The sequence below is a fragment of the Halomonas sp. BLK-85 genome (genome assembly GCF_044792155.1).
Classification (GTDB): domain Bacteria; phylum Pseudomonadota; class Gammaproteobacteria; order Pseudomonadales; family Halomonadaceae; genus Vreelandella.
This window is the reverse complement of the sequence record NZ_CP087731.1, coordinates 1582692-1607050: the sequence shown is the minus strand read 5'-3', so window position 1 is coordinate 1607050 and position 24359 is coordinate 1582692. Positions and strand designations below refer to the sequence as shown.

General features: G+C 53.5%; 29 protein-coding genes and 1 tRNA gene. 9 read left to right on the top strand and 21 right to left on the bottom strand.

Annotated features, from left to right (window positions below; genetic code table 11):
- Positions 1–61: 61 nt before the first annotated feature.
- Positions 62–1081 carry an acyltransferase family protein gene (locus tag LL947_RS07245; RefSeq protein WP_404413265.1) on the bottom strand — a complete coding sequence of 340 codons (1020 nt, stop codon included), beginning with the start codon at positions 1079–1081 and terminating at the stop codon, positions 62–64.
- Between the two features lie 190 nt (positions 1082–1271).
- On the opposite strand from LL947_RS07245, the gene LL947_RS07240 reads away from it, so the two are divergent.
- From LL947_RS07240 to LL947_RS07230, 3 genes are all read left to right on the top strand, one after another.
- Positions 1272–2165: an alpha/beta hydrolase gene (locus tag LL947_RS07240; protein WP_499832802.1), complete on the top strand. Its 894-nt coding sequence runs from the start codon at positions 1272–1274 to the stop codon at positions 2163–2165.
- 327 nt (positions 2166–2492) lie between these two features.
- On the top strand, positions 2493–3362 hold the full coding sequence (ehuB, locus tag LL947_RS07235; RefSeq protein ID WP_499832801.1) for an ectoine/hydroxyectoine ABC transporter substrate-binding protein EhuB: 870 nt from the start codon (positions 2493–2495) through the stop codon (positions 3360–3362).
- 1173 nt (positions 3363–4535) lie between these two features.
- Positions 4536–4673 carry a hypothetical protein gene (locus tag LL947_RS07230; RefSeq protein WP_499832800.1) on the top strand — a complete coding sequence of 46 codons (138 nt, stop codon included), beginning with the start codon at positions 4536–4538 and terminating at the stop codon, positions 4671–4673.
- Positions 4674–4820: 147 nt separating this feature from the next.
- Here LL947_RS07230 and LL947_RS07225 read toward each other — a convergent pair whose 3' ends face one another.
- From LL947_RS07225 to LL947_RS07165, 13 genes are all read right to left on the bottom strand, one after another.
- Positions 4821–5297 carry a hypothetical protein gene (locus LL947_RS07225; RefSeq protein ID WP_499832799.1) on the bottom strand — a complete coding sequence of 159 codons (477 nt, stop codon included), beginning with the start codon at positions 5295–5297 and terminating at the stop codon, positions 4821–4823.
- 14 nt (positions 5298–5311) lie between these two features.
- On the bottom strand, positions 5312–5884 hold the full coding sequence (locus LL947_RS07220; protein WP_499832798.1) for an ERF family protein: 573 nt from the start codon (positions 5882–5884) through the stop codon (positions 5312–5314).
- Positions 5871–6362: a hypothetical protein gene (locus tag LL947_RS07215; RefSeq protein ID WP_499832797.1), complete on the bottom strand. Its 492-nt coding sequence runs from the start codon at positions 6360–6362 to the stop codon at positions 5871–5873. The genes LL947_RS07220 and LL947_RS07215 overlap by 14 nt, the downstream gene beginning before the upstream one ends.
- On the bottom strand, positions 6359–8332 hold the full coding sequence (locus LL947_RS07210) for a DUF927 domain-containing protein (RefSeq protein ID WP_499832796.1): 1974 nt from the start codon (positions 8330–8332) through the stop codon (positions 6359–6361). The genes LL947_RS07215 and LL947_RS07210 overlap by 4 nt, the downstream gene beginning before the upstream one ends.
- Positions 8329–9276 (bottom strand): toprim domain-containing protein, encoded by a 948-nt coding sequence (locus tag LL947_RS07205; protein ID WP_499832795.1) that lies wholly within the window; start codon positions 9274–9276, stop codon positions 8329–8331. The genes LL947_RS07210 and LL947_RS07205 overlap by 4 nt, the downstream gene beginning before the upstream one ends.
- Complete coding sequence (locus tag LL947_RS07200; RefSeq protein WP_499832794.1) at positions 9263–9682, bottom strand: hypothetical protein; 420 nt, start codon at positions 9680–9682, stop codon at positions 9263–9265. Before LL947_RS07200 ends, LL947_RS07205 begins: the two co-directional genes overlap by 14 nt.
- Complete coding sequence (locus LL947_RS07195; RefSeq protein WP_499832793.1) at positions 9679–9927, bottom strand: hypothetical protein; 249 nt, start codon at positions 9925–9927, stop codon at positions 9679–9681. Before LL947_RS07195 ends, LL947_RS07200 begins: the two co-directional genes overlap by 4 nt.
- Positions 9924–10130 carry a hypothetical protein gene (locus LL947_RS07190; protein ID WP_499832792.1) on the bottom strand — a complete coding sequence of 69 codons (207 nt, stop codon included), beginning with the start codon at positions 10128–10130 and terminating at the stop codon, positions 9924–9926. The genes LL947_RS07195 and LL947_RS07190 overlap by 4 nt, the downstream gene beginning before the upstream one ends.
- A gap of 278 nt (positions 10131–10408) precedes the next feature.
- Positions 10409–10627 carry a helix-turn-helix transcriptional regulator gene (locus LL947_RS07185; RefSeq protein ID WP_499832791.1) on the bottom strand — a complete coding sequence of 73 codons (219 nt, stop codon included), beginning with the start codon at positions 10625–10627 and terminating at the stop codon, positions 10409–10411.
- Between the two features lie 83 nt (positions 10628–10710).
- Complete coding sequence (locus LL947_RS07180; RefSeq protein WP_499832790.1) at positions 10711–11511, bottom strand: hypothetical protein; 801 nt, start codon at positions 11509–11511, stop codon at positions 10711–10713.
- Complete coding sequence (locus tag LL947_RS07175; RefSeq protein ID WP_499832789.1) at positions 11504–12787, bottom strand: tyrosine-type recombinase/integrase; 1284 nt, start codon at positions 12785–12787, stop codon at positions 11504–11506. Before LL947_RS07175 ends, LL947_RS07180 begins: the two co-directional genes overlap by 8 nt.
- A 162-nt stretch (positions 12788–12949) precedes the next feature.
- Positions 12950–13040, bottom strand: a tRNA-Ser gene (locus tag LL947_RS07170).
- Positions 13041–13124: 84 nt separating this feature from the next.
- On the bottom strand, positions 13125–13904 hold the full coding sequence (locus LL947_RS07165) for a dienelactone hydrolase family protein (RefSeq protein ID WP_499832788.1): 780 nt from the start codon (positions 13902–13904) through the stop codon (positions 13125–13127).
- Positions 13905–14118: 214 nt separating this feature from the next.
- On the opposite strand from LL947_RS07165, the gene LL947_RS07160 reads away from it, so the two are divergent.
- The 4 genes from LL947_RS07160 (at position 14119) to tusB (ending at position 16105) form a co-directional block, all read left to right on the top strand.
- Complete coding sequence (locus LL947_RS07160; RefSeq protein ID WP_404417919.1) at positions 14119–14799, top strand: Bax inhibitor-1/YccA family protein; 681 nt, start codon at positions 14119–14121, stop codon at positions 14797–14799.
- 85 nt (positions 14800–14884) lie between these two features.
- Positions 14885–15277 carry a sulfurtransferase complex subunit TusD gene (tusD, locus tag LL947_RS07155; RefSeq protein ID WP_404413261.1) on the top strand — a complete coding sequence of 131 codons (393 nt, stop codon included), beginning with the start codon at positions 14885–14887 and terminating at the stop codon, positions 15275–15277.
- Positions 15278–15411: 134 nt separating this feature from the next.
- A complete protein-coding gene (locus LL947_RS07150) occupies positions 15412–15789 on the top strand; it encodes a DsrE family protein (protein ID WP_404413260.1) in 378 nt (125 codons plus the stop codon).
- A gap of 13 nt (positions 15790–15802) precedes the next feature.
- On the top strand, positions 15803–16105 hold the full coding sequence (gene tusB, locus LL947_RS07145) for a sulfurtransferase complex subunit TusB (protein WP_404413259.1): 303 nt from the start codon (positions 15803–15805) through the stop codon (positions 16103–16105).
- An 80-nt stretch (positions 16106–16185) separates the two neighbouring features.
- Here tusB and LL947_RS07140 read toward each other — a convergent pair whose 3' ends face one another.
- Entirely contained in the window at positions 16186–17133 is a 948-nt protein-coding gene (locus LL947_RS07140) for a histone deacetylase family protein (RefSeq protein WP_290821036.1), read from the bottom strand.
- Positions 17134–17349: 216 nt separating this feature from the next.
- On the opposite strand from LL947_RS07140, the gene LL947_RS07135 reads away from it, so the two are divergent.
- The gene (locus LL947_RS07135; RefSeq protein WP_499832787.1) at positions 17350–20097 is read left to right on the top strand and encodes a bifunctional acetate--CoA ligase family protein/GNAT family N-acetyltransferase; all 2748 of its coding nucleotides are present in this window, start codon (positions 17350–17352) and stop codon (positions 20095–20097) included.
- A 73-nt stretch (positions 20098–20170) separates the two neighbouring features.
- On the opposite strand, the gene pdxH is transcribed toward LL947_RS07135, so the two are convergent.
- From pdxH to LL947_RS07120, 3 genes are all read right to left on the bottom strand, one after another.
- Complete coding sequence (gene pdxH, locus LL947_RS07130; protein ID WP_290821039.1) at positions 20171–20815, bottom strand: pyridoxamine 5'-phosphate oxidase; 645 nt, start codon at positions 20813–20815, stop codon at positions 20171–20173.
- 68 nt (positions 20816–20883) lie between these two features.
- Positions 20884–21237 (bottom strand): branched-chain amino acid transporter permease, encoded by a 354-nt coding sequence (locus LL947_RS07125; RefSeq protein WP_499832786.1) that lies wholly within the window; start codon positions 21235–21237, stop codon positions 20884–20886.
- Complete coding sequence (locus LL947_RS07120; RefSeq protein WP_499832785.1) at positions 21231–21926, bottom strand: AzlC family ABC transporter permease; 696 nt, start codon at positions 21924–21926, stop codon at positions 21231–21233. The genes LL947_RS07125 and LL947_RS07120 overlap by 7 nt, the downstream gene beginning before the upstream one ends.
- Positions 21927–22041: 115 nt before the next feature.
- On the opposite strand from LL947_RS07120, the gene LL947_RS07115 reads away from it, so the two are divergent.
- Positions 22042–22716, top strand: coding sequence for a cytochrome b/b6 domain-containing protein (locus tag LL947_RS07115; RefSeq protein WP_499832784.1), 675 nt, complete (start codon positions 22042–22044; stop codon positions 22714–22716).
- Positions 22717–22798: 82 nt separating this feature from the next.
- On the opposite strand, the gene LL947_RS07110 is transcribed toward LL947_RS07115, so the two are convergent.
- From LL947_RS07110 to LL947_RS07100, 3 genes are read right to left on the bottom strand one after another with little or no spacing between them, the layout of a single operon-like run.
- Positions 22799–23194, bottom strand: a complete 396-nt coding sequence (locus tag LL947_RS07110; RefSeq protein WP_290821046.1) for a DUF2069 domain-containing protein — start codon at positions 23192–23194, stop codon at positions 22799–22801.
- Positions 23194–23814 carry an NAD(P)H:quinone oxidoreductase gene (gene wrbA, locus LL947_RS07105; protein WP_499832783.1) on the bottom strand — a complete coding sequence of 207 codons (621 nt, stop codon included), beginning with the start codon at positions 23812–23814 and terminating at the stop codon, positions 23194–23196. Before wrbA ends, LL947_RS07110 begins: the two co-directional genes overlap by 1 nt.
- The gene (locus LL947_RS07100; protein ID WP_290821049.1) at positions 23768–24307 is read right to left on the bottom strand and encodes a gamma-glutamylcyclotransferase family protein; all 540 of its coding nucleotides are present in this window, start codon (positions 24305–24307) and stop codon (positions 23768–23770) included. The genes wrbA and LL947_RS07100 overlap by 47 nt, the downstream gene beginning before the upstream one ends.
- Positions 24308–24359 lie beyond the last annotated feature (52 nt).

Here is a 24359-nt window from a genome sequence, read left to right as displayed (position 1 = left end):
GTCATCATCTGCAGCCTTTTATGGGCAATCAACAGGCCCTGTTGTCAATGCGTTTCTGTTCTCATTTAATCTGCATACGCTTGCCAAACAGAAGCCCACCCCAGCGCCAGCGATTGACCAGGATGTTCCAGCCGATTGAACCTGCCAGACCAATACCCGTCAGGGTAAGAATATACAGGGTCGTTGATAATCGCTCACCCGCATTGAATATATCCACCAGATTGAAAAACATTGGATGGGTCAGATAGATACCAAATGAGACTTCATTCAGGCGTTTAATCAAGGGAGGGGCTTGGCGGCCCTTGAGATGCTTCATCATCCAGACGGTAAAGATCAGGAAAAGAGGCACCACCCAGATCTCCTTGGAGGAGTATTCAAGCCAGCCTGGCAGCGATAGCAGGATGATAAGTCCTGTCGTGGCGATCAGCCAGTAGGATTTGGCAAGATAGTCCACCCATTGGGGGCGTGGTGAGGCGGTATCGTTATAATATTGAACCAGTACCAGCGCCAGGAAAAACAGGTAAAGCCACCCCAGTGGGGCAACCCAGTGTAAATATCCTGGCGGCAGGTGGCTGTTCCATTGCCAGTAGCCCCACCATCCCATACTGATCAGGCTTCCGACCACAAGGCATGGCGTTGCGGCTAAATAGCGGGCCATGTCGAAGCGGCAATATAACCAGTAGATCAGGTAAAACTGGGCAGCAATGATCAGAAAGTAGCCGTGCCATCCAGCAAACACCATATATTCTTTCATGGTTGCCCAGAGACCATTATCTTCGTCCAAAGAATAAAGGCGCAGGAATTCCGCTATCGAATAGGCCAGCCCATAAACCAGATAGGGCACCATGACATACTTGATTCGGTTGCCCAGAAACCCCTTGGGGATATTGCAGCCGTAACGGGCAGAAAACAGAAAGATTGAAATAAAGATAAAAATCGGTGTGCCGAGCACGGTAGGAATCCTGGCCAGATTCAGCGCCCAGGTATCAACATGGCGTTCGAGATGATCAAGCAGGTGAAAGAAAAACACCGCAAGACAGCCGTAGGCGCGTAGCCAATAGATTTCTTCTATACGTTGCATGGCCTGATGTCCTTTTGTCTTCAACGCTGAAGACCGTGAGTGGGGGAACGTCATTCCTGCTCGGGCTGTCTGACAAAGGTGTCAAAGATAAATTCATTTTGAGGTGGTTTTTTCAGTCGATGATAACCATCACCTGACATAATGAGATTTGGCTATGAAGCACGTTTTCCGGCCCATTGGGTGGACGACAATGTCACTTTTGCGACTTGTTCTTTTATGGGCGCTAGCATTGTTCTCGGTGTTATTGATAAGCAACCAGGCCCTGGCCAGCCAGGTAACCCACCATCGCTTCCATTCTGAAGCCTTGGGACGAGACTACCCGTACACGCTTTATCTGCCAGATGGCTACTACAACTCAGGGCTCGACTATCCTGTGGTGTATCTTCTCCATGGGTCTTTCGGGACCGGGCGTGACTGGACGAGTAAAGGAGCACTCAAGCGTGTTGCTGACCGCCTCATCCGGCGTGGCGACATACCTCCCAGTATCTTTGTCATGCCAGAAAGCCGGAGCTGGTGGGTTGATGGCTATAATGAACCGGCCCGTAGCGCTTTTTTGCAGGATCTTATGCCTCACGTTGAAGAACTCTGGCGTATTGCCCCGGGACGCGAATGGCGGGGTATTGGCGGTCTTTCTGCTGGAGGGTATGGCAGCGTCAACCTGATGCTGGAGCATCCGCAGCTATTCGGGGCAGCAGCAGCACTGAGCCCTGCCAGCTACCACCCCCTTCCACCTGTAAATTCAACGGCTCGAGAGCATCCTGCGTTTCTTGATGAAGACAACCGCTTTGATGAAGAACGCTGGACGTCGCTGAATTACACTGCCTATCTGGATAGCTATCTGCAACAGGAACGCGTTGTGCCGCTGTATCTGAGCGCTGGTAGCAGCGATGTCTTTGATGCGGTAGGGCACTCTCGGCGTCTACAGGCGGCATTGTTGCCCCATCAGCCAGGGCAGGTGCCCATGGAAGTTTTTTCCGGCGGCCACACCTGGCGTGTCTGGAGGGCAAGTCTTGCACCCGCACTCAAGTTCATGTTCCAACACCTGAAAGCGCCGGTACCGACGGATGCGTCGCGCCTTGAGTAGGCAGCTCGCCGACATATGAATGGGTCGCTCTGGCAGAAGGCAAGGCAAAACACGTTTGTGTTTGTTTTGAATGTGCGCAGGAATGCATGCGTTGAAATGGAAGATTTTTAATTGGCATTCACTTATCTCTCTTCTACAATTTTCATTTAGTAACAAAATAATCAGCATGTAAAAAGTCTTTAGCAGGCTTTGCTTAACTGCGTTTTCAAACCTACATTAAGGTGTCCATCTAAAATTCCATGAACTATTGATATAGTTTTTGATTATAAAAATTACCTTTGGCTGGGCCCCTGACACCTGAGAGAACTAACAATGATATATATAGCAATGATTTTTCGAGCCCTGTCTATTAGCTTGTTTATTTTTCTATTGTATATTTTTGTTTTTATTAATCTATCGCATGCAGTGACGCTTGAAGATATCCAAGAGCAAGGGGTTGTACGTATCGCTGTTGCCGATGAACCACCCTATGGCTATCTGAATAAGGAAGGTAAGGCGCTTGGAGTAGGACCGGAAGTTGCTTCACGTATACTCGAGGAACTCAATATTGATCGTATCGAGTGGGTGCAGACAGATTTCAAAAACCTGATTCCCGGGCTGGAGGTCGGACGCTTCGATATAGTTGCCGCGGAAATGGCAATTTTACCTCACCGATGTCACCGTGTGCTTTTTTCCAACCCGAATACTTCCTATGGTGAAGGCTTGCTGGTGTTGGCTGGAAACCCACTTGATATAACTGCCTACGAAGATTTCATCGATAGACCAGATACTATCAAGGTAGCGGTTCAAGAGGGCACCACCACTGAACAAATGTTCAATGACATGGGGATTACGCGGGATCGCATCATGATGATACAGAATTCTAATGAGGCGATTAATGCCATTATCCAGGGAGAGGTTGACGCCTTTGCCGGTACTGGGATGACAGTAGCGCAAATGGAAAATGTAGATCCTGCCGTTCAGGCGGAATTCAACTTTGTTGATCCCATCATTGATGGTGAAGAAGTACGTTACTGGGGGGGATTTGCTTTTCCTCTCGACGCTGAAGATTTGCGTGAAGCGTTCAACAAGGCTCTCGCGGAGCAAAAAAAGGAGGGTGACTGGAAACAAGTTCTGTCCCGCTACGGATTTCTGACAAAAGATATTATCTATTCTTACCGCTTTGACAGTGAGCAGTTATGTCAGAAACCAGGCTAGATGACGAGATGCCACTTATTGACCGGAAATCGTTATTGTTTGACATGGCAGACGTTTTTCGTTCGATGCTGTCAGTTGTCTGCTTCTGGTCTCGATTGACAACTTGAGTGATAACCTGAATCGATGTCTATGCTGCGCAGCATATATCCGGCAACAAACCAACGGGTGCAGCCATATAATAATAAAAGCCCTGAGAACAGCATATCGCTGATTCCTCAGGGCCTTAGATCCGTATGGCGGAGGGACAGTCCGCTAATGGGTTAATAAAATCAGTTACTTATGGTGTACTTTTTGTTTTACCCAACATCCCACCCAACATAAAAACAGGTGCTTGAATGCGCTTTCTTGCGACGCTATACGCCTGTTTTTGCGGTTGTGAATCCCTCTAAGTCATTCGCACCGATAAGCGGGCCTGTATCCCCAAGGTGGGGTGCCCGGCATTTTTTCAGCAGTTACCAATAAAACCGCGTTTTGTTGGCGGTATGCCTGCCCCGGTTGCCGGTGATTTTCTACGCGGTGATGTTGCCTGCTCTGCCATGCGCCAGCCAAGCCTGATTTTTAAATTTCGCGGGTATAAAAATCTTACTGAAGGTGCGGTGTCCGTTCCCTTGTAGGCTCTATGGATTGAATACCCCCTATCCCCCTACTCAGGTGCAGCCGTTCCCGGTCGAATTGACTGGCCAGCACCAGCCGGAAAAAAAGTTCGTTATTTCTCGCGTATAAAAAAACGATTGAAGGTGCGGTGTCCGGCCTTTGGTGCTCCAGGTATTGAGGTACCCCCCCAGGGTAGGGCAGACGTTTCCGGTTGTCAGTTGGCCATCAGCGCCAGCGTAGCGGGTCTTGACGGTATCCCGGAACCGGAACCGGGCGTTGGTGTTGTGCCCGTGTATAGCGCAAGCTCGGGCCTCAGTGCAGCCGTGCGGGTGGGGGTGTCTCGGAGTACCTTTTACACTGGCGCGGTGTGAATCCGGTTGCTCTAGTTGGTGTTTCGAGGTTGCCGGTTATCGCCTCCAGGCCAGTAATGACGCAGGCTAGCCAGCACCAAAGACACGACAATTAAACAACAACCACTGCTCAGAAAATCCCCGCATATAGCCCGCGTTTGCGCCTCTTTGGCCCCGTACAGCAGGAGCACGGCTTTAGGAGGAACCAAGCGTTTAACGCTGGCGCTTGGTGCTGTCGGCAGCTTGGGCAGTCGCCAGCCAGTGGGTGGGTGGTGCCGATTTATCGCCGGGCTATTTCGCCACCTTCAGCACCCTTGAAGCGCTCAACCATGCGGGATTGTGCCGGGTGGTGCTGACGGCTCAGTAATTGCTGAAAAAGTGCCTGATTCCACGCCTCCTTGGCACCGTGGTTGCACCTTTTGAGGCTCAGAGGAACCTAGACTTTTCAGCGCCAGACACAATAAAGCCCAGCAGGTGCCGGGCTTGGTGGGTAAAAGGTGCAGATGTGAACCTTTTAATGAATCCGGGTCACGTCGCTATCGTCGATGGTGTTTTGCATCCCGTGCTGTGCTGCCAGCGAGTCCAGTTCATCTTCTGTGGTATCCAGTGCCTTAGCCAGGTCGCTAAGGTGGTACACGGGCTTGCCTGTGCGGGTGTCGATACCGGCGGGCTTCAGGTCGGGGAAGCAATGGCGCATCCCTTCAGATAGTGATTCCAATACCGGCTGGCGCAAATAGGCCGGGTGCCGTTCGTCATAGACTGCCTGAATCATAGCATCCGGGTTAGGGCAGGCAGCGGCAAAGCGCTGGCGCTCTCGACGGTCGATGTTCTCCAGGATCGCGGCGGTATGGCCGGGTAGTGGATCAGCCAGGGCATTGGGTGGCATCTTCAGCTTATTGGCAGCCCATGCCTGCCCCGGTGATAGGTGGGCGATACCTTCCCCTTGGTTCGCTGCATTGGCCAGGCTGGCGCTTGTGATGGTGGTCTTCATGTGGGTGATCTCCTTCAGGCTTCCAGTGCTCGGGCGCGGGCAATCGCCGCGTCGTTGATTTGTTGCCACTGCGCTGGCGTCGCTCGAGGTCGGCACCAGTTGGCAATCTCATTCAGGCGGTTAGTGTCTTCAGCGCCAGCCACACCAGCCAGCGCTCTCTCCAGGTCGATGCCGTCCTGCTCTGCCAGCCGTCCCGGTTGTTCGCCTGCCTCGCCTGCATCATCATCAGACTGTGCCAGACCAACGATGGCAGCGGCGGCATAGCGTCGGCAGTAGGTGGCAGCGGTGCCCACTCCATGGGGTGACTGCTTGGGTACCGGCATAGCCAGCCGGGTCTCCAGCCATTGGCCGGTGGCGTGTAATAGCCGGGTGGTCACAGTAACTTCACCCCCATGGTTTTCGACGCCTTGCACCAGCGCCAGCCCATGCTTGGCGAGCGGTTGCCGGATCGCGGCCATAACCGCGTGAAGGGTGGCGTATCCCTGTCCAAGGTGCTGATTGAAGCCATCCTTGTGGGCGTCCAGCATTTCCGCCTGTGCCTTGGCCAATGCGCCAGCCAATTCATTGATCTGTTCAGATGTGTGCATTGTGGTCTCCTTGAATGGCGAGGGTGGCTAGGTCAGGCCAAACAGCTTTGGCGGCTGCCAGGGCTTGGGGGTCGCTCAGAACCCGGCGGCATTGTGTCCGGGCCATGTCTGGGGTGGGTGCTGTGCTGAACAAGTCATCCATAACCGCAACCACTTCAGCGGCGGCGGCGCGGGTCAGCTTACGCAGGGTGAAGCGGGCATAGCCTTCAACCTCTCTCAGATCGCGGCCAACGGCTCGCAGATTGGCCAGCATGGTTTCCACTTCTTGAGCGGTGGCCATCGGGGTGATTCCGTGGCCATCTTCCTGCCCCTGTGTTTTCCCATGGCCACCATGGCCATTATGGCCAAGCCCCGTAACCATGCGGGTTTCAGGCTGGCCATGGTCTGGCCATGATGGGTGGCCATATGGCCATTTTGTGGCTGGCGCTGGGGTTTCAGGCTGGCCAGCATACTTCTGGTAAAGGCGTTCCAGGCTCATGACTGCCCCCCTTCATCCGGTCGAATGGCATACAGCATCTTGCGGCTGCCATTGATCTGTATACGCACGGAACGGGCTTCAGGTCTGCGTTCAGCAATCCATCCCGCTGTGTCCAGGGCATCCAGTCCCCGGCGTAGGTCAAACCCGCTCATGGCCTCCTTGATCGCGTCTTGGGTCAGATAGTGGATGCGGCCTTCAAGGTGATCGCGCCAGTATCCGGCCCGGTTGTGAACCGTTGGCGAGTGCTTGGGATCGCCTTCCACGTCGCTGAAACGGCTATCCCCATGGCGTTCGATGAAGGCCCGCACGTTGGCCAGTATTTGCTCATGTTCTGTTTGCACCCCGCCTTGTAGTTCCTTCCAGCCTTGTAAGGCACTAGCAGCGGCCTCTATCGCTTCCCCTTCGCGCCAGCCGGTGATCCCGTATTCAGTTGCCAGTTCCCCGGCAAGGGCTATCAGCACCAGCGCTTTAGCAGCGCGGCCATGTAAGGGGTGATCGGTGTTGAAGCAGGGTAGCTTGCTGAACCTGTCCACCTCCCCAGGCAGGTCGCGTTGTTCTCTTATCAGGCGTTCGATGAAGGCAGGCCCGGCATAACCATGGTGCCGGGTGACTTCGCTTTTCAGGTGGTCAGCAAAGGCGCGGCCATCCTCCAGGTGGTGCAGGTGGTCGAATGCCCCATGGGTGCGCTTGGCCGGAACGTCCAGCAGGCGAACGGCTTGGCCTGCTTTGGGGCGTTGCCCGGCTTCGCTCATGTGGGCGGATAGGCTGCGTTCACCGCTGGACAACAAGGCAATGCGCCAGCGGTGCGGGCGTCGGGCGTTACCGTTGCGGTTGGCGCGGGCCTTGCCGGTACCGTTGCCCAGGGCATAGATGGTGCTACCGATTTCACGCCCATCAGCCTCGCCTATTTCATCCAGGATCAGGCAGGTATCGCTTAACGCGGCGGCGATACCTTCAAGCCCGTTGCCGGTGGCGCGCCAGGTGCGCTTGAAGTCAGGCCCACCCCAGGCGCTTGCCGCTACCTCGAGCGCGGTGGTCTTGCCGTTGCTGGAATCACCTACCAGGTGAATACCAGCCGATTGCCGGTGACATAGGTGTAGCAGCGGCCCAGCGAGTGCCGTGGATACGGCCAGCACCAGCAGCGGGTTATCACAGCACAGCTTGCCCACGTTATCGCGCCAGCTCTCGAGCGTCCCGGCGGTGATGAAGTCGTCTTGACCAGCAAACTCAGATTGAAAGGTCATCCGGCTGGCCAGCTTGCCGGTGGCCAGGGTACGGCGCGGCATGACGAAAACCCGGCCTTCCTCCAGTTGGTGCCAGCCTACTCGGGTCGCCGCTATCACGCGGTCATCAGGCAGGCATTGCGCCAGGTACTTGGTCAGCAGCTTGTGGACGTCGGGATTGATACGCAGGCCCATGTTCAGCAGTTCCCCGCGCATTTCCTCGCCGCTTCCCTTGAGCATGTGCAAGGGCATAGCCCATTCCCGCCATTGGCCATAGGGCGGCTTGAAGCGTAACAACAGGCCATGATTGTCGCCGCGTTCATCATGGGTAGCTGCGCTGCATTCCAGCGGCGAACATAGCCAGGTATCAAACGGCTCGGGGTCGTCGTCCCCCCGCTGGCGCTGGCCATGGTAGTAAAGGCCAGGCGGGCCAAACACGGTCTTATCTGCGTAGGTGCCATAACACGGGCGCTTCAGTTGGCCCGGATCGGTGGGCGCTGCCTTTACGGTTGCTGGGTCTTGCTCCTTGCCCAGGGCAGGTTCAGCGCCAGCATCAGGCGCTTTTTCATGCCCGTCTGGCCATGGTGGCAATGGGGCATTGGTGGCCATGGCCAGGCTGGAAGGCCCGTGATTGTCGGCTTTGGCCATGGTGGCCATGGTGGCCATGGGTTTTGGTAGGTGGTCGGGTGGCTGTTCGGTGGCCAGATCGCCAAACAGGTCGCCATTATCGTCGGGTTGCCAGTTCATGCGGCCCCCTTGCGGCATAGCGCTATATCAGCAAAATCAGTGCAGCCGTTGCAGCCAGGGCAGAAGGTTGGCATCAGCAGCTTGGCCCCGATAGTGAGGGCAGCCAGCCGGGCCTTGGTGATACCGGGGTTGCCTTCTGTAAAGCGGTCATCATCGGCGGCGATGGTGATGGTCACGTTCTCGGGTAGGCGCTGGCGCAAGCGGCGGGATACCGGCTCCAGGTTGTCAGCATTGCGAGCGACGATAACCGGAACGCCCATGGCTTCATGAAGGGCAGCGGCGGTTGCCCAGCCTTCAGCCACTAGTACACGGTCAGCGCCAGCGAGACTTCCCACCAAGCTGGCCACGCCTTTAGCACGTCCACCAAACAGCGCTTTCTTGGCACCGTCCGGGTAAATGCGCTCCAGGTTGACCAGTTCGCCATCAAAGTAGAGGGGAACCAGCAGCATCCTATCTCGCTGGCGTAGCCCATGGGGTGCCAGGCGCTTACGTTGCAGGTAGCGGTGTGATGGGTCGGCAGCGCCAGCCATGGCCCACCAGCGGCGGGCCTGTTCGGCTGTCTTGGCGTGTTGGGCCTTGCGCTCTGCCTCGCGTTGCTCCTTGGCTCGCATGGCTGCCAGGCGGGCTTCAGCGGCGGCGGCGGGGTCGGCTTCCTCGCCAGTGGTCACGGTGTGCTGCTCCCCGGTATGCCAGAAGCCGAAAACAGCCACGTCCAGCGAGGGGCAAACGTACCAGCCCGATAGATTGCCTTTGCTCTTATCGGGGTGGTCAAAGCGGTGAATGTCACCATCGGCACGGATCGCCAGGCCGGTGACGCCATGCTTGGCCAGGCTATTATTCAGCGCGGCTTCAATACTGCTATAATCAGCGCCAGCACCAGATGATGTAACGATACTTGCCCGGCTCCTTGGCCGGGCTTTTTCTTGGGTGCTATTCATCGCCATGGCTTACCCCCGGCGTGAAGTATTCTTCCTCCAGAAAGTTAGCGCGTTCAGCCAGTGAACCGGCCAGTTCATCCAGGGCTATCAGCAGGCCATCGCGGGTGAAGTCGTCCAGCCGCTGATATTGCAACGTCTTAATCAAGGCCATTTGAGCGGTGGCGACTCTATCCAGTGTCCGGCAGTCCCCAGCCAGGGCAGCCCGTGCGAGGTTGGCGCGGTCTGCATCCGTGACAATGCCAGGGCGTGATATAGCACCCACGACTTTACTGGCCACCAACACCGTGGCTTCCTCGCCAGGCTCGGGGATCGCGTTACCGCCATGGGTGCTGATGTCGTTGGAAATGGCCGATAACTGTTCAGCCAGTTCGGTGGTGGTTTCAGCGTGAAGTGTCAGATCAATAGTTTTCACTTGGCACCCCCTTTGCTGGATTCGGTCAGGGTATCTTCAAGCGACTCTGTGAGGCCGGTGGCGTAGTGCGCAAGATGTTCAACCGCCAACAGCAGGCAACCGTGTTCGTAGTTATTGAGAACCGGCGGGCAGTCGTCGCAATCTTGGCGGGCTTTGTCCTCGCTAAGAACCTTAGCCAGGCCAGTGATTGCGGTGGTTGCTTCTTTGGCAGCGTTGGCTTGGTGGGTAAGGGCCATTAAGTTCATGCCACACCCCCAGCGCTGCGCTTGGCAGATTCGAGGGCGCGGGTTTCGAGGGCTTCAGCTTTTTCGATGTGGTGGTTGTAACGCTTTAGGCGGGTGCGAGCGCTCGAGTCAGCAAACAGTGCTGCCTTGGCCATTGCCCGGTGGGCGCTGGCGCGGCTTTCGAGGCTGCGTGTAATGATGGTATTGAGGCGTAGTTGTGCCATGGGTAGGACTCCTGAAGTTAAGGAGCCGTCCCCGGATGCGGCCAAGCATCGGATGGGGGCGGCTGTACGCGGGTTGGCCGACCGGCACTTCAGGAGACCGGCACGCTCGAAAGCGTCCCACGCACAACCGCCATAACGCATAGCGGGCATAAAAAAAGCGCCAGCTATGGAAGGGGCGCTTATGCGCCTGAAGATGTTCGACCGGCCAAGGTCGTCTGGCGATTTTGCGCCAGCACTTGAAGGGTAAACGCAGGGCGTCGCATTGGCAAGCATAGACATTAGCTCGCTTCCTTCTGGGATTGCTCCCAGGCTTCAAGGTCTGCCAGTGCCCAGCGGGTAACGTTCGGGCCTAGTTTGATAGGTGCCGGAAAGGTGCTGTCTTTTGACCAGCGGTAAATGCTGGCGCGGTGTACGCCATAACGGTGGGATACCTGCTCAGCGCTTAGAAATTCATTGCCGGGCTTGGGGGTGGTCTGGGGTTTCGTTTTCGCTGCCATGATTTGCCTCGTCTTGTGGGTGACGGGGTAAAGCATGGCGAGGTGCTAAGGGTGGGTAATGGTAAGTTTTTGGATATTTCTTACTAGTCGTCTTCCCCGCTGGGGTTGTTTGCTCTTTCGATTTCCTTGAGGTTTTTATGCCACCACCAGCGTGCTCTCTTTGCATGTTCTGAATAGTAAGCTTTGTTAACCGTAGATGGTGAACAGCCGTATTTCTCGCCAACAATGCTGAAAAGTGTGTCGTCTATTGGGTATTTTTGAGTATCTGAAACGTGCATTACCCATACATCTCTAGCTAAAACCATTTGCTTATGTAGCTTACGGTTAACGCTTGTCTTACCACCTTTCGGATGCATAAAGGGATCTTTTACATACCCCTGCTTTTCTTCATGCATCTTGTCTTTGTAGTCTAAGGCCCATTCGCCTAAGTATCTATCCACATAGTCCAAGTACCTTGTAATGCTAGGCTTAAGCGTTTCGATTGCACTCCTAGGCACTGGTAAATATTGATTATGAGCATCTATAACAACCTGTATGGCATACATAAACTCTGCTTTTCTTTCTTGCCATTTTTCAATTGTGTATGGCTTCTCACACTTCTTGTCACTCCATAAAATTTCAGGAAAATAAACACGTCTATGCCTTGCCCAGCCAGCACTATCAGTATCTAAAAATGATCCAGTATTTAGAAATGCATTAAGTAAAGAATGCTCATATTCTTCTGTTAGCCTTTGAACCTTTTGGCCACGGTATAGAGCACGGTTATAAACAACACTTGCTGCAAACTCCCTCATTTCCTTTTCATCATCTCCACCCAAATACTTCTCCAGCCGCTCCAGCACTGCATCTAGGTCGTCTTGAATCGCCTTCAGTTCATCATCCATTGTTGGCCACCTCTCCCCGGATCGGTGCGACGTTACCAGCGCCACCCTGTTTCGGGGTGGTGATGAAGGTTGCCCATTGATCCATTACGCGGGATCGCTTGGCGTATAGATCGCCACGACGATAGGCGGCTTCTACGCTGTTCTTGATGGTATGCGCCAGGGCGGCTTCAGCGACTTCATGGGGGGTGCCGGTGCGCTCTGCCATCCAGTCCCGGAATGTTGACCGGAACCCATGAACCGTTGTTCGGTGGTCTTCCTTCATCCGGCGTAGTAGTGCCGTCATGGCTGCATCAGATAGCAGCTTGCCTTGTGGGCTTTGGAAGACGTGCTCTCTCGTCTGGGGTTGGGCCTTGAGCAAGGCCAGTGCTGGCGCGGATAACGGAACCCGGTGTTCTTTGCCTGCCTTCATGCGGTCAGCGGGGATTGTCCAGGTACCGTTGGCCAGGTCGATTTCATCCCAGCGAGCGCCACGGGCCTCGCCAGAGCGGCAGCCGGTCAGGATCGTGAAGGCCAGGCACTTGGCCGCGTCGCCTGTGCGCTTCTCCAGCGCCAGCCAGAAGCCCGGCAAGGCATCTATTGGCAGCGCTCTATGATGTTCGACCTTGGCCACCTTGCTGGGGGAAGGCAGCACGGTGTCTAGGTTGCCTTTCCATCGTGCCGGGTTATCGCCAGATCGGTGCCCGTGAACCGTTGCCCAGTTCAGTACGGCTTCAATACGCTGGCGAACGCGGGTTGCTGTTTCCGTCTTGGTTTCCCAGATCGGCACCAGCACTTGCTTGACGTGTACCAGGTCAATATCAGAGACCGCCATCTTGCCCAGGGTAGGGAAGGCGTAGGTTTCAAGGGTGGCTTGCCACTGTTTGCCGTGTTTGAGGTTGCCGCTTTCTGCCTGCTTCAGCTTGATAACAGCGGCGGCGGCATCCGTGAAGGTCATACGCGCCAACTCAGCAGCCCGGCGAGACTGCCCAGCGGCTTTTCGTTCTGTAATGGGGTCAATGCCTGCATCCAGCTTGTCACGGATAGTGCGGGCCTTATCGCGGGCCTGTGCCAGGGTAACAGCGGGGTAACTCCCCAGGCCCATATCACGGCGAACCTTGAACGGCTTGCCGGTAGCAGATAAGCGGGTTTCCCCGGTGGTGTAACGTAGCACCCATGACCGGGTACCATTCTTGGCAACCTGAAGGTAAAGCCCAGGCACTTCACCAGCGGCATGAAGCCCGCGTTGTGTGAGGCGCTTTACTTCCAGTGCGGTTAACGGCTTTGTTTGTCTTGGCATAACGGGTTCCTTACTCCTTACCCAACATCCCACCCAACATAGATTTTGCGCTTGTGTGCGATGCCGTGCAACCCGATAAAACGCCGTGCGAACGTAAGTTATTGATTTTCAGGAGTATGGGCACAAAAAAGCCCGCTCGTGGCGGGCTTTCTCGGGGTGTTTTGGCGGAGGGACAGGGATTCGAACCCTGGAAGGGCTATTAACCCTTGCCGGTTTTCAAGACCGGTGCATTCAACCGCTCTGCCATCCCTCCGACTTGGCTGCGTATATTACCAGCTTTTCCTTTGAAGTCAATGCTGTTGATCAATAACCTCTTCATTTTTACACGGATAGATAATCAGTCCGTGCGTAACTCCAGCCAGGCGCTGAAAGTGGCCCAAGATCGTTGGTCAGCCTGCTCTTCATAGCGGTCACTGCCAAAAACGCTGAAGGCGTGAGGGGCGCCCGAGTAGATGCCTACTTCGTAGTTGACGTTGGCTTCTTCAAGTGTGGCAGATACTGTTGCAACGTCCTCAAGGCTCACAATCTGGTCGCCTCCGCCGTGGGCAATAAATATCGGCGCTATGTCAGCATCATAGGATTGGCCTTCTGGTGTATCCAGCCCGCCATGAAAGCTGGCATAGCCTGCTATGTTATCAAGGCTGTTGGCGCGCGCCATCTCCAGAGCAACTGTACCACCAAAGCAATAGCCTAGAATCACGCTGCTGCTGTTCATTCCTTCTGACAGGGCTGCCTCCATGCCGGCCTGAGTCAAACTGCGCATACGTTCTCGGTCTTCGTAAAGGCGTTGGGTAGCAGCCTGCTTATTCTCCAGTGACTGAGGCCGGTTGCCTGTTCCATAAAGATCAACCGCAAAGGCATCGAAGCCTTGCTTGGCAAGCATATCAGCACGCTGGCGTTCGTAGTCATCAAGGCCATCCCAATCATGCACAATCAGCACAGACCCTTTGCTATCACCATTTGCCGCCACATAGTAGCCTTCAAACTCTTCGTCACCTGTCTGATAGTCTATGTCTTGACCAGCGGGTGAAAAGGCAAGCGCAGGGAGTGCCGCCAATGCCATTACGCAGCCAAGGGTGATATGAGAAAGCCTGAAGCGAGAATAAGGCACTGTCATTGTATAATCCTCCGGGTTGGTCGTGGGGGCTCCGTTGTCCATGTAGAACAAAAATAGCCAAAATCACCCGTAATGTAGGAGATAGTTCACCATACTGCATGTTTTCTGATGGCACTCTGCGTGGAAACCGGATGAAAGACAATGCTTGCGTTGGGAACCAGACGGCGGCATCCTTGTCTATTGTGAGTAATTGAAACCTTATGGAGCAAGTTACATGGCTTACAATGATGCGCGTACTTCACCGTCTGCTGTAACAGGCCAGACGACCGGCGTTAGCACCAACAAAGTGTTGCGTAATACCTACGCATTATTGGCGATGACCTTGTTGTTTTCCGCGGTCACCGCTGGCGCAGCGATGGCAATGGGTGTGGAACGCATGAATATTTTTGTGTTCTTCATCGGCGCCTACGGACTGATGTTCCTGGTCCATAAAACGGCAAATTCGGCCATAGGCCTTTTATCTACATTTGCGTTTACCGGTTTTATGGGGTTTACCCTTGGGCCAATCCTGTCCGCCTATCTAGCGCTACCCAATGGGGCTTCCCTTATAATGACCGCCTTTGCGATGACGGGCGCCACTTTTATTGGTCTGTCTGCAGTCGCTCTGATTTCCAAAAAGGATTTCAGCTTCCTTGGCAACTTCCTGCTGGCCGGTGCCATCGTACTGATATTGGCGATGGTTGTTGGGCTGGTGTTTAACATTGCCGCACTCTCCTTGATGGTTTCTGCAGGCTTTGTCTTGTTCTCATCCGCTGTGATTCTCTACCAGACCAGTGAAATTGTTCACCGTGCCGGCGAAACCAATTACATCCTGGCAACGATCACGCTTTACGTATCAATCTACAACCTGTTTATAAGCCTGCTATCCTTGCTGGGTGTTATGAACAGCGATTAAACATGCATTAGTGCATTATCAATACAGTCAGACATCCTCAGGCTCCATCTTTCGATGGGGCCTGTTTGTTAATAGGTAGATGTGCATGCGATATGGATTGCTGGTGCTTGGTGCACCTTTTAGTAGTCAGGCGCCACATTCAGCGCTTCGTTTTGTCGACGCACTTTTCAAGGAAGGGCATCAACTGGAAGGCATTTTCTTTCATCACGATGGTGTCTTTAATGCGTCCACTCATCTCGGCGAAATGCCGCCGCATGAGGCGCTTTATAAACAGTGGTGCGAACTGAGCGTAAATCATGGTGTCAGCCTCGATGTCTGTGTGTCAGCTGCCATGCAGCGTGGTCTTATCAACATAAAGGAAGCAAGACGTCAGCAACTTGACTGGCACAATGTGGCTCCGCCGTTTGAATTAACCGGCATTGGCCAACTGGTTGACTTGCAAAACCGCTGTGAGCGTTTTATCAGCTTTGCGCCTTAGGGCTTTCCTTACCGCTGCGACTGAAGCCTCTTGGGTTCATAACAAGGCGTGATGGGATTGGTGGGGTGGTTCACAATTAGTGATACACAAGCAACGCAGTTCTCAATAAAACCTCAACAACACCGGGAGTGGCTGTGGAAACTCACGCTTCTTTGTTGCCCACTACATTAATAGTGCTACGCCATTCGCCACACTGTGGACGCTGGCTAGCGGAAGGCCTTGACCTTGCCCTGGTAAGCGCGGTTTTTGGTCAGGAAGTTAAACTTCTGTTCATGGGGCAGGGCATATTCGGGTTAATCCCGAATCAACATGATGCAGTGGGTCAACCGCTGAGCACCTCAGCTGTATTGGATACAGTGGGAATGTACGGTATTAACGAATTGCTGGTGCCGAAGAGTGATTTGATAAGCCTCGGCATAGACCAGAACGATCTGATGGTGGACGTTTCCGTGATTGATGATGCAAAGGTGAGGGCATATCTTGCCAACGCCGGTCATGTTCTGACATTTTAACGGTGATTTATAGATGACGCTGTACATTTTAAACCAGCACGCTTTCCATCACGCCGGGTTTCAAGAGCTTTCAGCGATGACGCCAGAGGATCATTTATTACTGATTGAGGAAGCGGTGACGGCCGCATTGACCACAACTGCTGACGAAAAGTGGCAATCATTGATGTGTCAGACATCTGTCCTGTATGAAGACCTGCTATCAAGAGGCCTGGCAGACAAGATCGACAACGGTTGTTTGAACGGATTTCAGGTTATAGGTATGCGTGACTTTGTAGTATTGACAGCAAAGCATAATCGAGTGGTTACATGGCCATGAAATTTATACCGTTATCTATCTTTTGCAAAGATGCTTAAACTGGTTAAAAGGAATTGACAGGATTTTTGAGTGAATAATTCCTAAACCGAAGGGGTGTCACTGAATGGCATGCCTAATAGCGCTTTCATATGCGCTTCAACACCACGCGCCAGGGTATCGGGGTTATAGCCACCCTCTAGCACAGAAACAACCCTGTTATTGGCATAAAGAGTTGCTATCTCCATCGCCATGTGAGTAATCCAGTAAAAGTCTTCATCTTCCAGGCATACGTCAGCCATTGGGTCTTCACGATGAGCATCAAACCCAGATGAAAGCATCACCAACTCCGGTTTAAAAGCATGTAGGGCAGGTAACCAGTGGCTTTCAATGATCCGTCTGAACTCTTTACTGTCAGTGCCCACTTCCAAGGGTGTGTTAACAATATTTTGCCATTCGCTACGCAAATAGCGCCAGGGGTAAAAGGGGTATTGAAAGCTGCTACAGACTAATACATCCGGATCATCCTTGAAAATATCAATGGTACCGTTGCACTGATGTACATCGAAATCCAGGATCGCAATTCTGCGGGCGCCATATTTTTCCCTGGCATAAGCGGCCCCCACCGCGACGTTGTTATAAAAGCAGAAGCCCATGGCGTCAGAGGCTTCGGCATGGTGGCCTGGCGGCCTGACAGCGCAGAACACATTATCTGCCTGACGCCTGAACACCTGATCGACTCCCCTGACGACGGATCCTGCCGACATTCTTGCAGCTTTCAGACTGTCAGGGTTCATCATGGTGTCACTATCCAGGGTCACTATACCTTGCTCTGGAACACATTTTTCCAATGCCTTGAGATGACGCATCGGGTGGACACGCGCGAGGTCTTCATCGGTGGCTTCCTTGGCATCACCTTGCATGGTCTGTTGCAGCAGGCCAGAGAGGGCAAGACGCGCACTGATAGCCTCAAGGCGTTGAGGATTTTCCGGGTGCTCAGGCCCCATGTGGTGAAGTGAGCAGTGGGGGTGGGTCAGATAGGCAGTGATCATTCAAATGCTCCAGGATGGCAAGCTTCACCTTAATCGCCACCGAGTGTGATAGGACAGTGTCAATAAGTCGTAATTGGTCAATTAATCCTGCAGACTGGTAAAGTATATTAACGTTAATGTACGCCTTGCTCTAACCAAAAGGGCCTCTGTTGCGGCCGTGAGGCAACGCTAACAGACCCTACGCTAACAGCACGTATTGCAGCGGGAGAGTCACACGTGAGTACACGCTTTTTACATCACTTCTTCGAGCCGCGCACACTCGCTGTCTTTGGAGCTTCTGAAAAATCTGAATCGCTGGGTGGTTTAGTTCTCCGCAACATTCAGGAGGGTGGTTTCAAAGGCAAGATATGGGCAGTAAATCTGCGCGGTTATGTTCAGGTACATGGAGAAGACTGTGTTCGCCACGTCGATGATTTACCGGAAATTCCAGATCTAGCCGTCGTATGTTCCCCTATTGAAGGCGTTCCGAAACTGATTCGCCAACTGGGTGAATTTGGTGTCAAGGCAGCGGTTGTTCTCTCTGGTGGGGCTTATCTTGATCAGGAAAAGGGGAGTAAAGGTTCCATCCGCGAGCGCATGCTCAAGGCCGCGCGAATATCAGGCATACGCCTGTTAGGGCCAGAGTGCATGGGCGTCATCGTGCCGGGTAAGAAACTCAATGCGTCCTATGCCAGCCACCCGGTGAAAGCGGGCAAGGTTGCTTATATCGGCCAGTCAGGCATGTTGGCCAACGGCATGATTGACTGGGCAGCCGGTCGTGATGTTGGATTTTCACACTTGATTACCGTCGGGGATAGTGTGGATGTTCTGCTTCCAGATCTGATTGACTACGTGAATCAGTTTTCGCCTGCCCAGGCTATTCTTTTACATCTTGAGCGCGTCAACGATGCTCAGCACTTCATGACCGCATTAAGGGATGCCTCCCGCAATCGCCTGGTCGTGGCTATCAAGAGTGGAAGAACGATAGAATCAGATATTTCCGGCATGCCGCCTACCCCTGGCATTACCAATCGCGACAGGGTGTTTGATGCCGCTTTTGCCCGCGCCGGTGTCGTACGCGTCAATGATTCCGACGAACTCATTGATGCGTTGGAAACCCTGTCACGCATGAAACCACTAAAAGGCGACCGCCTGGCCGTTGTCTCCAATGGCTTGGGCCCGGCCATGCTGGCGATTGATAAATTGATCAGTGCTGGCGGTAAATTGGCGAAATTCAGCGTAGATACTCAGCACCTGTTACACGAAAGGCACGTGGATATCACCAAGCCGGGGGAAAATCCCGTTGATCTGGGGGGAAATGCCACCCCCCAGCGTTTTGTGGATGCCCTGGAAGTTGTGGCAGCAGACGCTAACGTAGATGCGGTGCTGGTCGTTCATGCGCCAACACGTCTGGCCCCCTCTCTCGAAACAGCCCAGGCACTTGCAGCGAACCGAAAGAAGTTCCGACGCAACCTGCTGACTAGCTGGATGGGGTTAAAGGAAGCATTGAACGCCCGCCACGAATGCAATATTGCAGGTATTCCCACGTATACTTCACCTGAGAAAGCCGTCAAGGCTTTCATGCATATGGTGGATTACCAGCGTGTGCAGTTGCTGTTGCAGGAGATTCCGCCGAGCCTGCCATTTTCGACCAGCGCGGAAATCCGCGCTGACTGCCGTACCCTGATCAAGAAAGCCAAGGAAGAAGGGCGCCAGACCCTCTTTCATTCAGAAGCTGCCAAAGTGCTCGAGGCTTACGGTATTCCTGCTGCCCCCAGTATCTATGTTCATAACCGAGAGGAAGCGCTCGACGCAGCCAGCAAACTGGAGGGTCCCAAGGCACTCAAGGTAGTTCATGAAGGAAACTGTCGTCCTTATCGCTACCGCAAACATCCGCACAAAGTGTCAGCCGGTCTGCTTCAGGATCTGGAAAAACCTCAAGAGGTAGCCGACGGGGTCGAACGACTAGGCGAAAAGGTCAACGAAAAGTTTCCCCAGTATCAGATTCGCGAATATTGCCTTCAGCCGATGCAGCGGGGTAAGCATTCCATGCAGGTCTGTGCCGGCATTACCCGCGATCCGGTGTTTGGCCCCTTGATCGTTTTTGGTATTGGTGGTTACAAGGTCAATATTCTGGCAGACCGTCAGGTGGCTTTACCGCCGTTGAACATGAGCCTGGCCGCAGATGTCGTCGGGCGGACCCATGCAGCCTCATTGCTACGAGAGCACTCTGCTGATCCGCAGCGTGATATTCATCGCCTTTGTCAGCTGCTGGTCAAGCTGTCACAAATGGCGTCAGACCTCACTGAGCTCTGCGGTTTGGAGATCAATCCCTTGCTGCTAAATCGTGATGGGATGATTGCCGTGGATTTTGCCATCGACCTGGGTACGCCAGCGCGCTTTGCTATCATGCCTTACCCAGAAGAGTTGCGTGAGTGGGTAACGCTTAAAAATGGCTGGCAAGTGGAGGTGCGCCCAATTCGCGCAGAAGATGCGCCGCTGATTACCACTTTCCATCGTCAGTTGTCCGAGGAAAGCATACGTTTTCGGTATTTTCATAATAAATCTGCTCTTACCAATCGTGACCTTTCCATGCTGTCACATATCAACTACGACCGTCAGATGGCGTTTATTGCGGAACATCAGCTTGAGGATGGTAGCAAGGAGATGCTTGGCGTAGTGAGGGTGTGGAATGATCCGGATAACATTCGCACCGAGTTCTCGGTGATTATTCGCGATGACCTGCAGGGGTTGGGGATTGGCAGCCTCTTGATGAACAAGATGATTGATTACTGCCGTAATATTGGCACCCTGGAAATGATCGGCAAGATAATGGCCGATAACCATCCGATGCGAGCCCTGATGAAGCATCTGGGGTTCAAGGTTCGTTACAACATGGATGAGCAAGTCATTGACGCAACCATGCTGCTTAATGAGCCGGAGAGTGAATGGCAGCGCCACCGTCTGGAAAGCCAGCCCGATTGATACTACCCTGCGAAATCAAGAGGCGGCCAATGTAAAGGCCGCCCTGAAAGTTTCTATTCATGCGTTATCGAAATCAGGGGGCAAGCCTGAAACGGTGCCACCTGCCACCATCGCGACGCTCGTAGCGAATCCGGTCATGCAATCGGCTGGGCTGGCCTTGCCAGAATTCCAGCATATCCGGAATTACCCGATAGCCTCCCCAATGAATTGGGCGAGGGATTTCCTGACCTTCATAGGCCTGTTCAAAACGATGCTGGCGTTCTTCGATCCAGTTTCTGCCCGGAATCACAACACTCTGGGTAGCAACCCAGGCACCCAGTTGGCTACCACGCGGGCGACTATCAAAATACTCATCTGATTCATCGGCGGAAACCTGTTCAACGCGTCCTTCAATGCGCACCTGGCGAGAAAGAGAGGGCCACCAGAACGTCAAGGCGGCAAAAGGCACGGCATTAAGCTCATTGCCTTTATGGCTGTGGTAGTTGGTGAAGAACACCATGCCGCTTTCATCAAAATCTTTTAGCAGCACAACGCGGGCATGCGGGCGTCCCTGATTGTCGACCGTTGACAGGGTCATGGCATTACCGTCTTGTGCATCATTCTCGATCGCGAGGGTGAACCACTCATCAAACAGCGAAATAGGCTCATCCGGAGTATGCGCTTCGTCGAACTGTCCACCTTCATAGTCGCGCCTAATATCGGCGATTTCACGTTTCATCAGGTAACTCCTTGGAGTGTTTTACTTATGTTCGCCGCTCAAAAGAAAAACCTCAAGCGCTCTTTGAGTTATAAGTTGGTACCACTCAGCTGAACCATCAGCATGTAACTGGCGGTACCTAACCCAATGGAAAGCAAGGCGTTGCGTCGCCAGAGATGCAAGGCTGCCACGGTCAGGCTTGCAATTAAAAGAGGTAGCCCATTGGCATCAAAACTGAGCGTCTGATCCGGCGTCAATGGACGCAGATCACGCAAGGCATAGATAACCAGAATCAGCATTACGGCTGGGGGAAGGTAGCGGCCCAGATGGATTATCAACGGATGGTCTGCCTGTCTGTAAAGCGCCACAAAAGGCAGGACACGCGTGGCAAACGTCGCTAATGCGCAAACAACAATAAGTTGCCACACAGGATCATTCAGCATTGAGTTCTCCTATGGCTGGCAAACCGGAAATAGTCAGCCAGAAGCAGCAGACAGGCGCAGGCAATTGCACCTAAAAGCAAGTGGCGGTCTGGCAGTAGCAAAAGGGCACCGATCCCCGTAAACAAGGCAATGACAAAGGGTCGTGACTGACGCAAACGACACGCCTGTTCCAGGGTCAACACAATGAACAGGGCCGTCAGGGCAAACTCAATTCCCTGGCTATCAAATAATGCCGCGCTGCCCAGGCCGACCCCCATCAAGGAGCCAAGTACCCACCAGGACTGGTTAAGCAGGCTGATGCGAAAATCCAGCGCATGTGACGGCTCGTTTTCGGCAGGTTGGCTGGTCAATAAAGAATAGGTTTCATCGGTCAGCGCAAATATAAGATAAGGCTTTTTCAGACCGGCGCCCTGAAAACGCTTGAGCAGAGACAGGCCATAGAAAACATGACGTGAGTTCAGCATCAGGGTCGCCACTGCAACTTCTGTCAGGCCTGCCCCTGCAGCTAACAGCGCCAGAGCCAGAAATTGCCCCGCTCCAGCATAAATGAATACGGACATTGCCAGGGCTGCATATCCGCTGATGCCAACCTCAATGGCCAGGATGCCAAAGGCAGCTCCTAGCGGCAGATAACCAAACATGACGGGCAAGGTTTGATGGCCGGCATGACGCCATGCAGCACTGATCACATCTGGCTCCTGAACGGATAGCTTTGACAACAATAAAAGGAACTGCATTCTATGAGAAAAGCTTTAGAAATGCGAAGATAGAGTCACTTATGTTGCTATTCAAAGGGTCTGGAAAATGCAAGCTGTTCATGTGTGGGATGTGCTGGTGCGTATTTTTCACTGGGCGTTAGTCGTCGCCGTCCTGCTTTCCTTCTATACCCTGAAAACCGATGGCGCACCGTTTCTTTTTCCGATTGAAATTCATGCCCAGGCAGGTTATGTGGTACTGGGTTTGCTGACGTTTCGTTGGATTTGGGCATTTTTTGGCACTCATTATGCTCGCTTTCGTGCATTTCTGACTTCACCCAAAGCTTCTGCAAGTTATGCGCAAAGTCTTATCAGGCGCCAGCCAACACCTTATGCCGGTCATAACCCTCTTGGTGGATGGGCGGTGTTGATTCTGATGCTGTCACTTACCTTTCAGGCGGTCAGCGGGCTATTTTTAAGTGATGATATTTTTTTCTCGGGGCCGCTCTATGGCAGCCTGGGTAACGCCTTCAGTAATGCATTGGTAAGTTGGCACGCATTAAATGCCCAATTTCTGATGGTTCTGATTGGATTGCATCTGGTTGCTATCGCTGTTCATGCGGCTTTAGGCGAAAGACTGGTAAAGGCGATGTTTACGGGCGTCAAGACCTTTACCCAAACGCCCGCTGATGCCATCAATGTTTCAATCAGATTACCCATTATAAGCGCTCTTGTGGCCATTTTGGCCGGCATAGGAATGGGCGTTTTCTTTTGGCTGCAATGAGAGTCTGTTGGATTTTTCATCAGCCGGCCGCCTGACGCTCTTTGGCGCAGCAACGCGGTTCGCGATGAAACATCAACAGGCCCTAATGAGTCTGTTGTAGCTGATGACTGCGAAAGCGGGCATAACCCATACAGCCAACAAACAGCGCCAGCGATACCAGTGCTTCTGCGACCCCACGAAAGGCCTGGCTGGGCAAGGTCGCGACCATCACGCCCTGAGTGAAATAGAGCAGGCTGACGAAGGACAGCCAGGCATGCCCACGCGGACGGCGGCCGATAATGGTGGGCAGAAACAAGATCAGCGGGAGCACAAAGGCTACGATAGGGCGCCAGTTGAAGGTATCTCCCTGAAGCAGAAAGCCTCGATAAACGGTCAACAGCAACAGTGTTACAAAGCTGGCCAGCACCAGTTGACGCGACCAATAGGTCAAACGGTCAAGACCATACTGCTCTTCCAGTTCATCCAGCCATTCGCGCATCAGTTTGTCTCCTGCAGGGTGTTCAAAGCCAGTGCCAGCTTGGCAATGCGTTTTCCTTGGGCATGGCAGAGCCGGCGTTCATGTTCATCTATCTGACGGTCGCTGCGGGCGCCGGCCACATGCGTCGCCCCATAAGGTGTCCCGCCTGTAGTGGTGCTGAGCAACTCAACTTCGCTGTAGGGTAAGCCTGCATATACCATGCCGTGATGAAGCAGCGGAACCAGCATGGTAAGCAGTGTACTTTCCTGGCCGCCATGTAAACTTGACGTAGAGGTAAATGCGCATGCCGGCTTGTTGATCAGGGTGCCGTTTATCCAAAGGTTAGTGGTGGTATCCAGAAAATACTTCAGGGGTGCCGCCATATTGCCAAAACGGGTTGGGCTACCCAATGCCAGTCCGGCACAGTGACGCAGGTCATCCAGCTCTGCATAGATGGCACCTTCTTCGGGAATATCCGGTTCAACGGCTTCGCAGGTCGTCGAAACCGAGGGTACACAGCGTAGACGTGCCTGGATACCACCGGTGCTTTCAATACCTTCGGCAATATAGCGCGCCATACTGGCCGTCGCGCCGCTACGTGAGTAATAGAGTACTAGAACATAGGGAAGGGGGGCACTCATACGGGCAATAGTCTCCGACGATTAGGGGCGCTGGATCATCCAACTCAATCGGTATGGTAGCAGAATCAGCCAGGCGTCGGTAAACCCAGGCGCGAGACCCATCTTTCAGGGTAATTTCCTGGCGGGTATAGCGCACGCCCAGTCGCTCGTAACGATCCAACCGTCTCAGTTGTTCAGGTGTCACTGTAAGACGCAACCCGTCAACATGGGCATCTTCATCAAAGGATAGATCCAGGCCGTTTTTACGGTAGTTTTCCAAGCGTGCCGACCTGGGTTGGCCATTAGCTCTCATGACCAGCCAACGGACAGGGGCATGGGTCAGAGTACCGTAAACAAATACATGGTGCGTTCGCTGCTCAATATCAGCCACATCATCAGGGCGTTCATAAAACCATGGGCTTAACATGGTCAGCCACAACCAGCCCAATACGCCTACAAGCCCCAGCAGGGGGATCACAAACCATCGCTTTCTACGCTTTGCGTTATTCAACATTATCCAGGCTGCTCCCGTAGGGTCCATGAAACGGGCAAATTCTCAGGGCTAA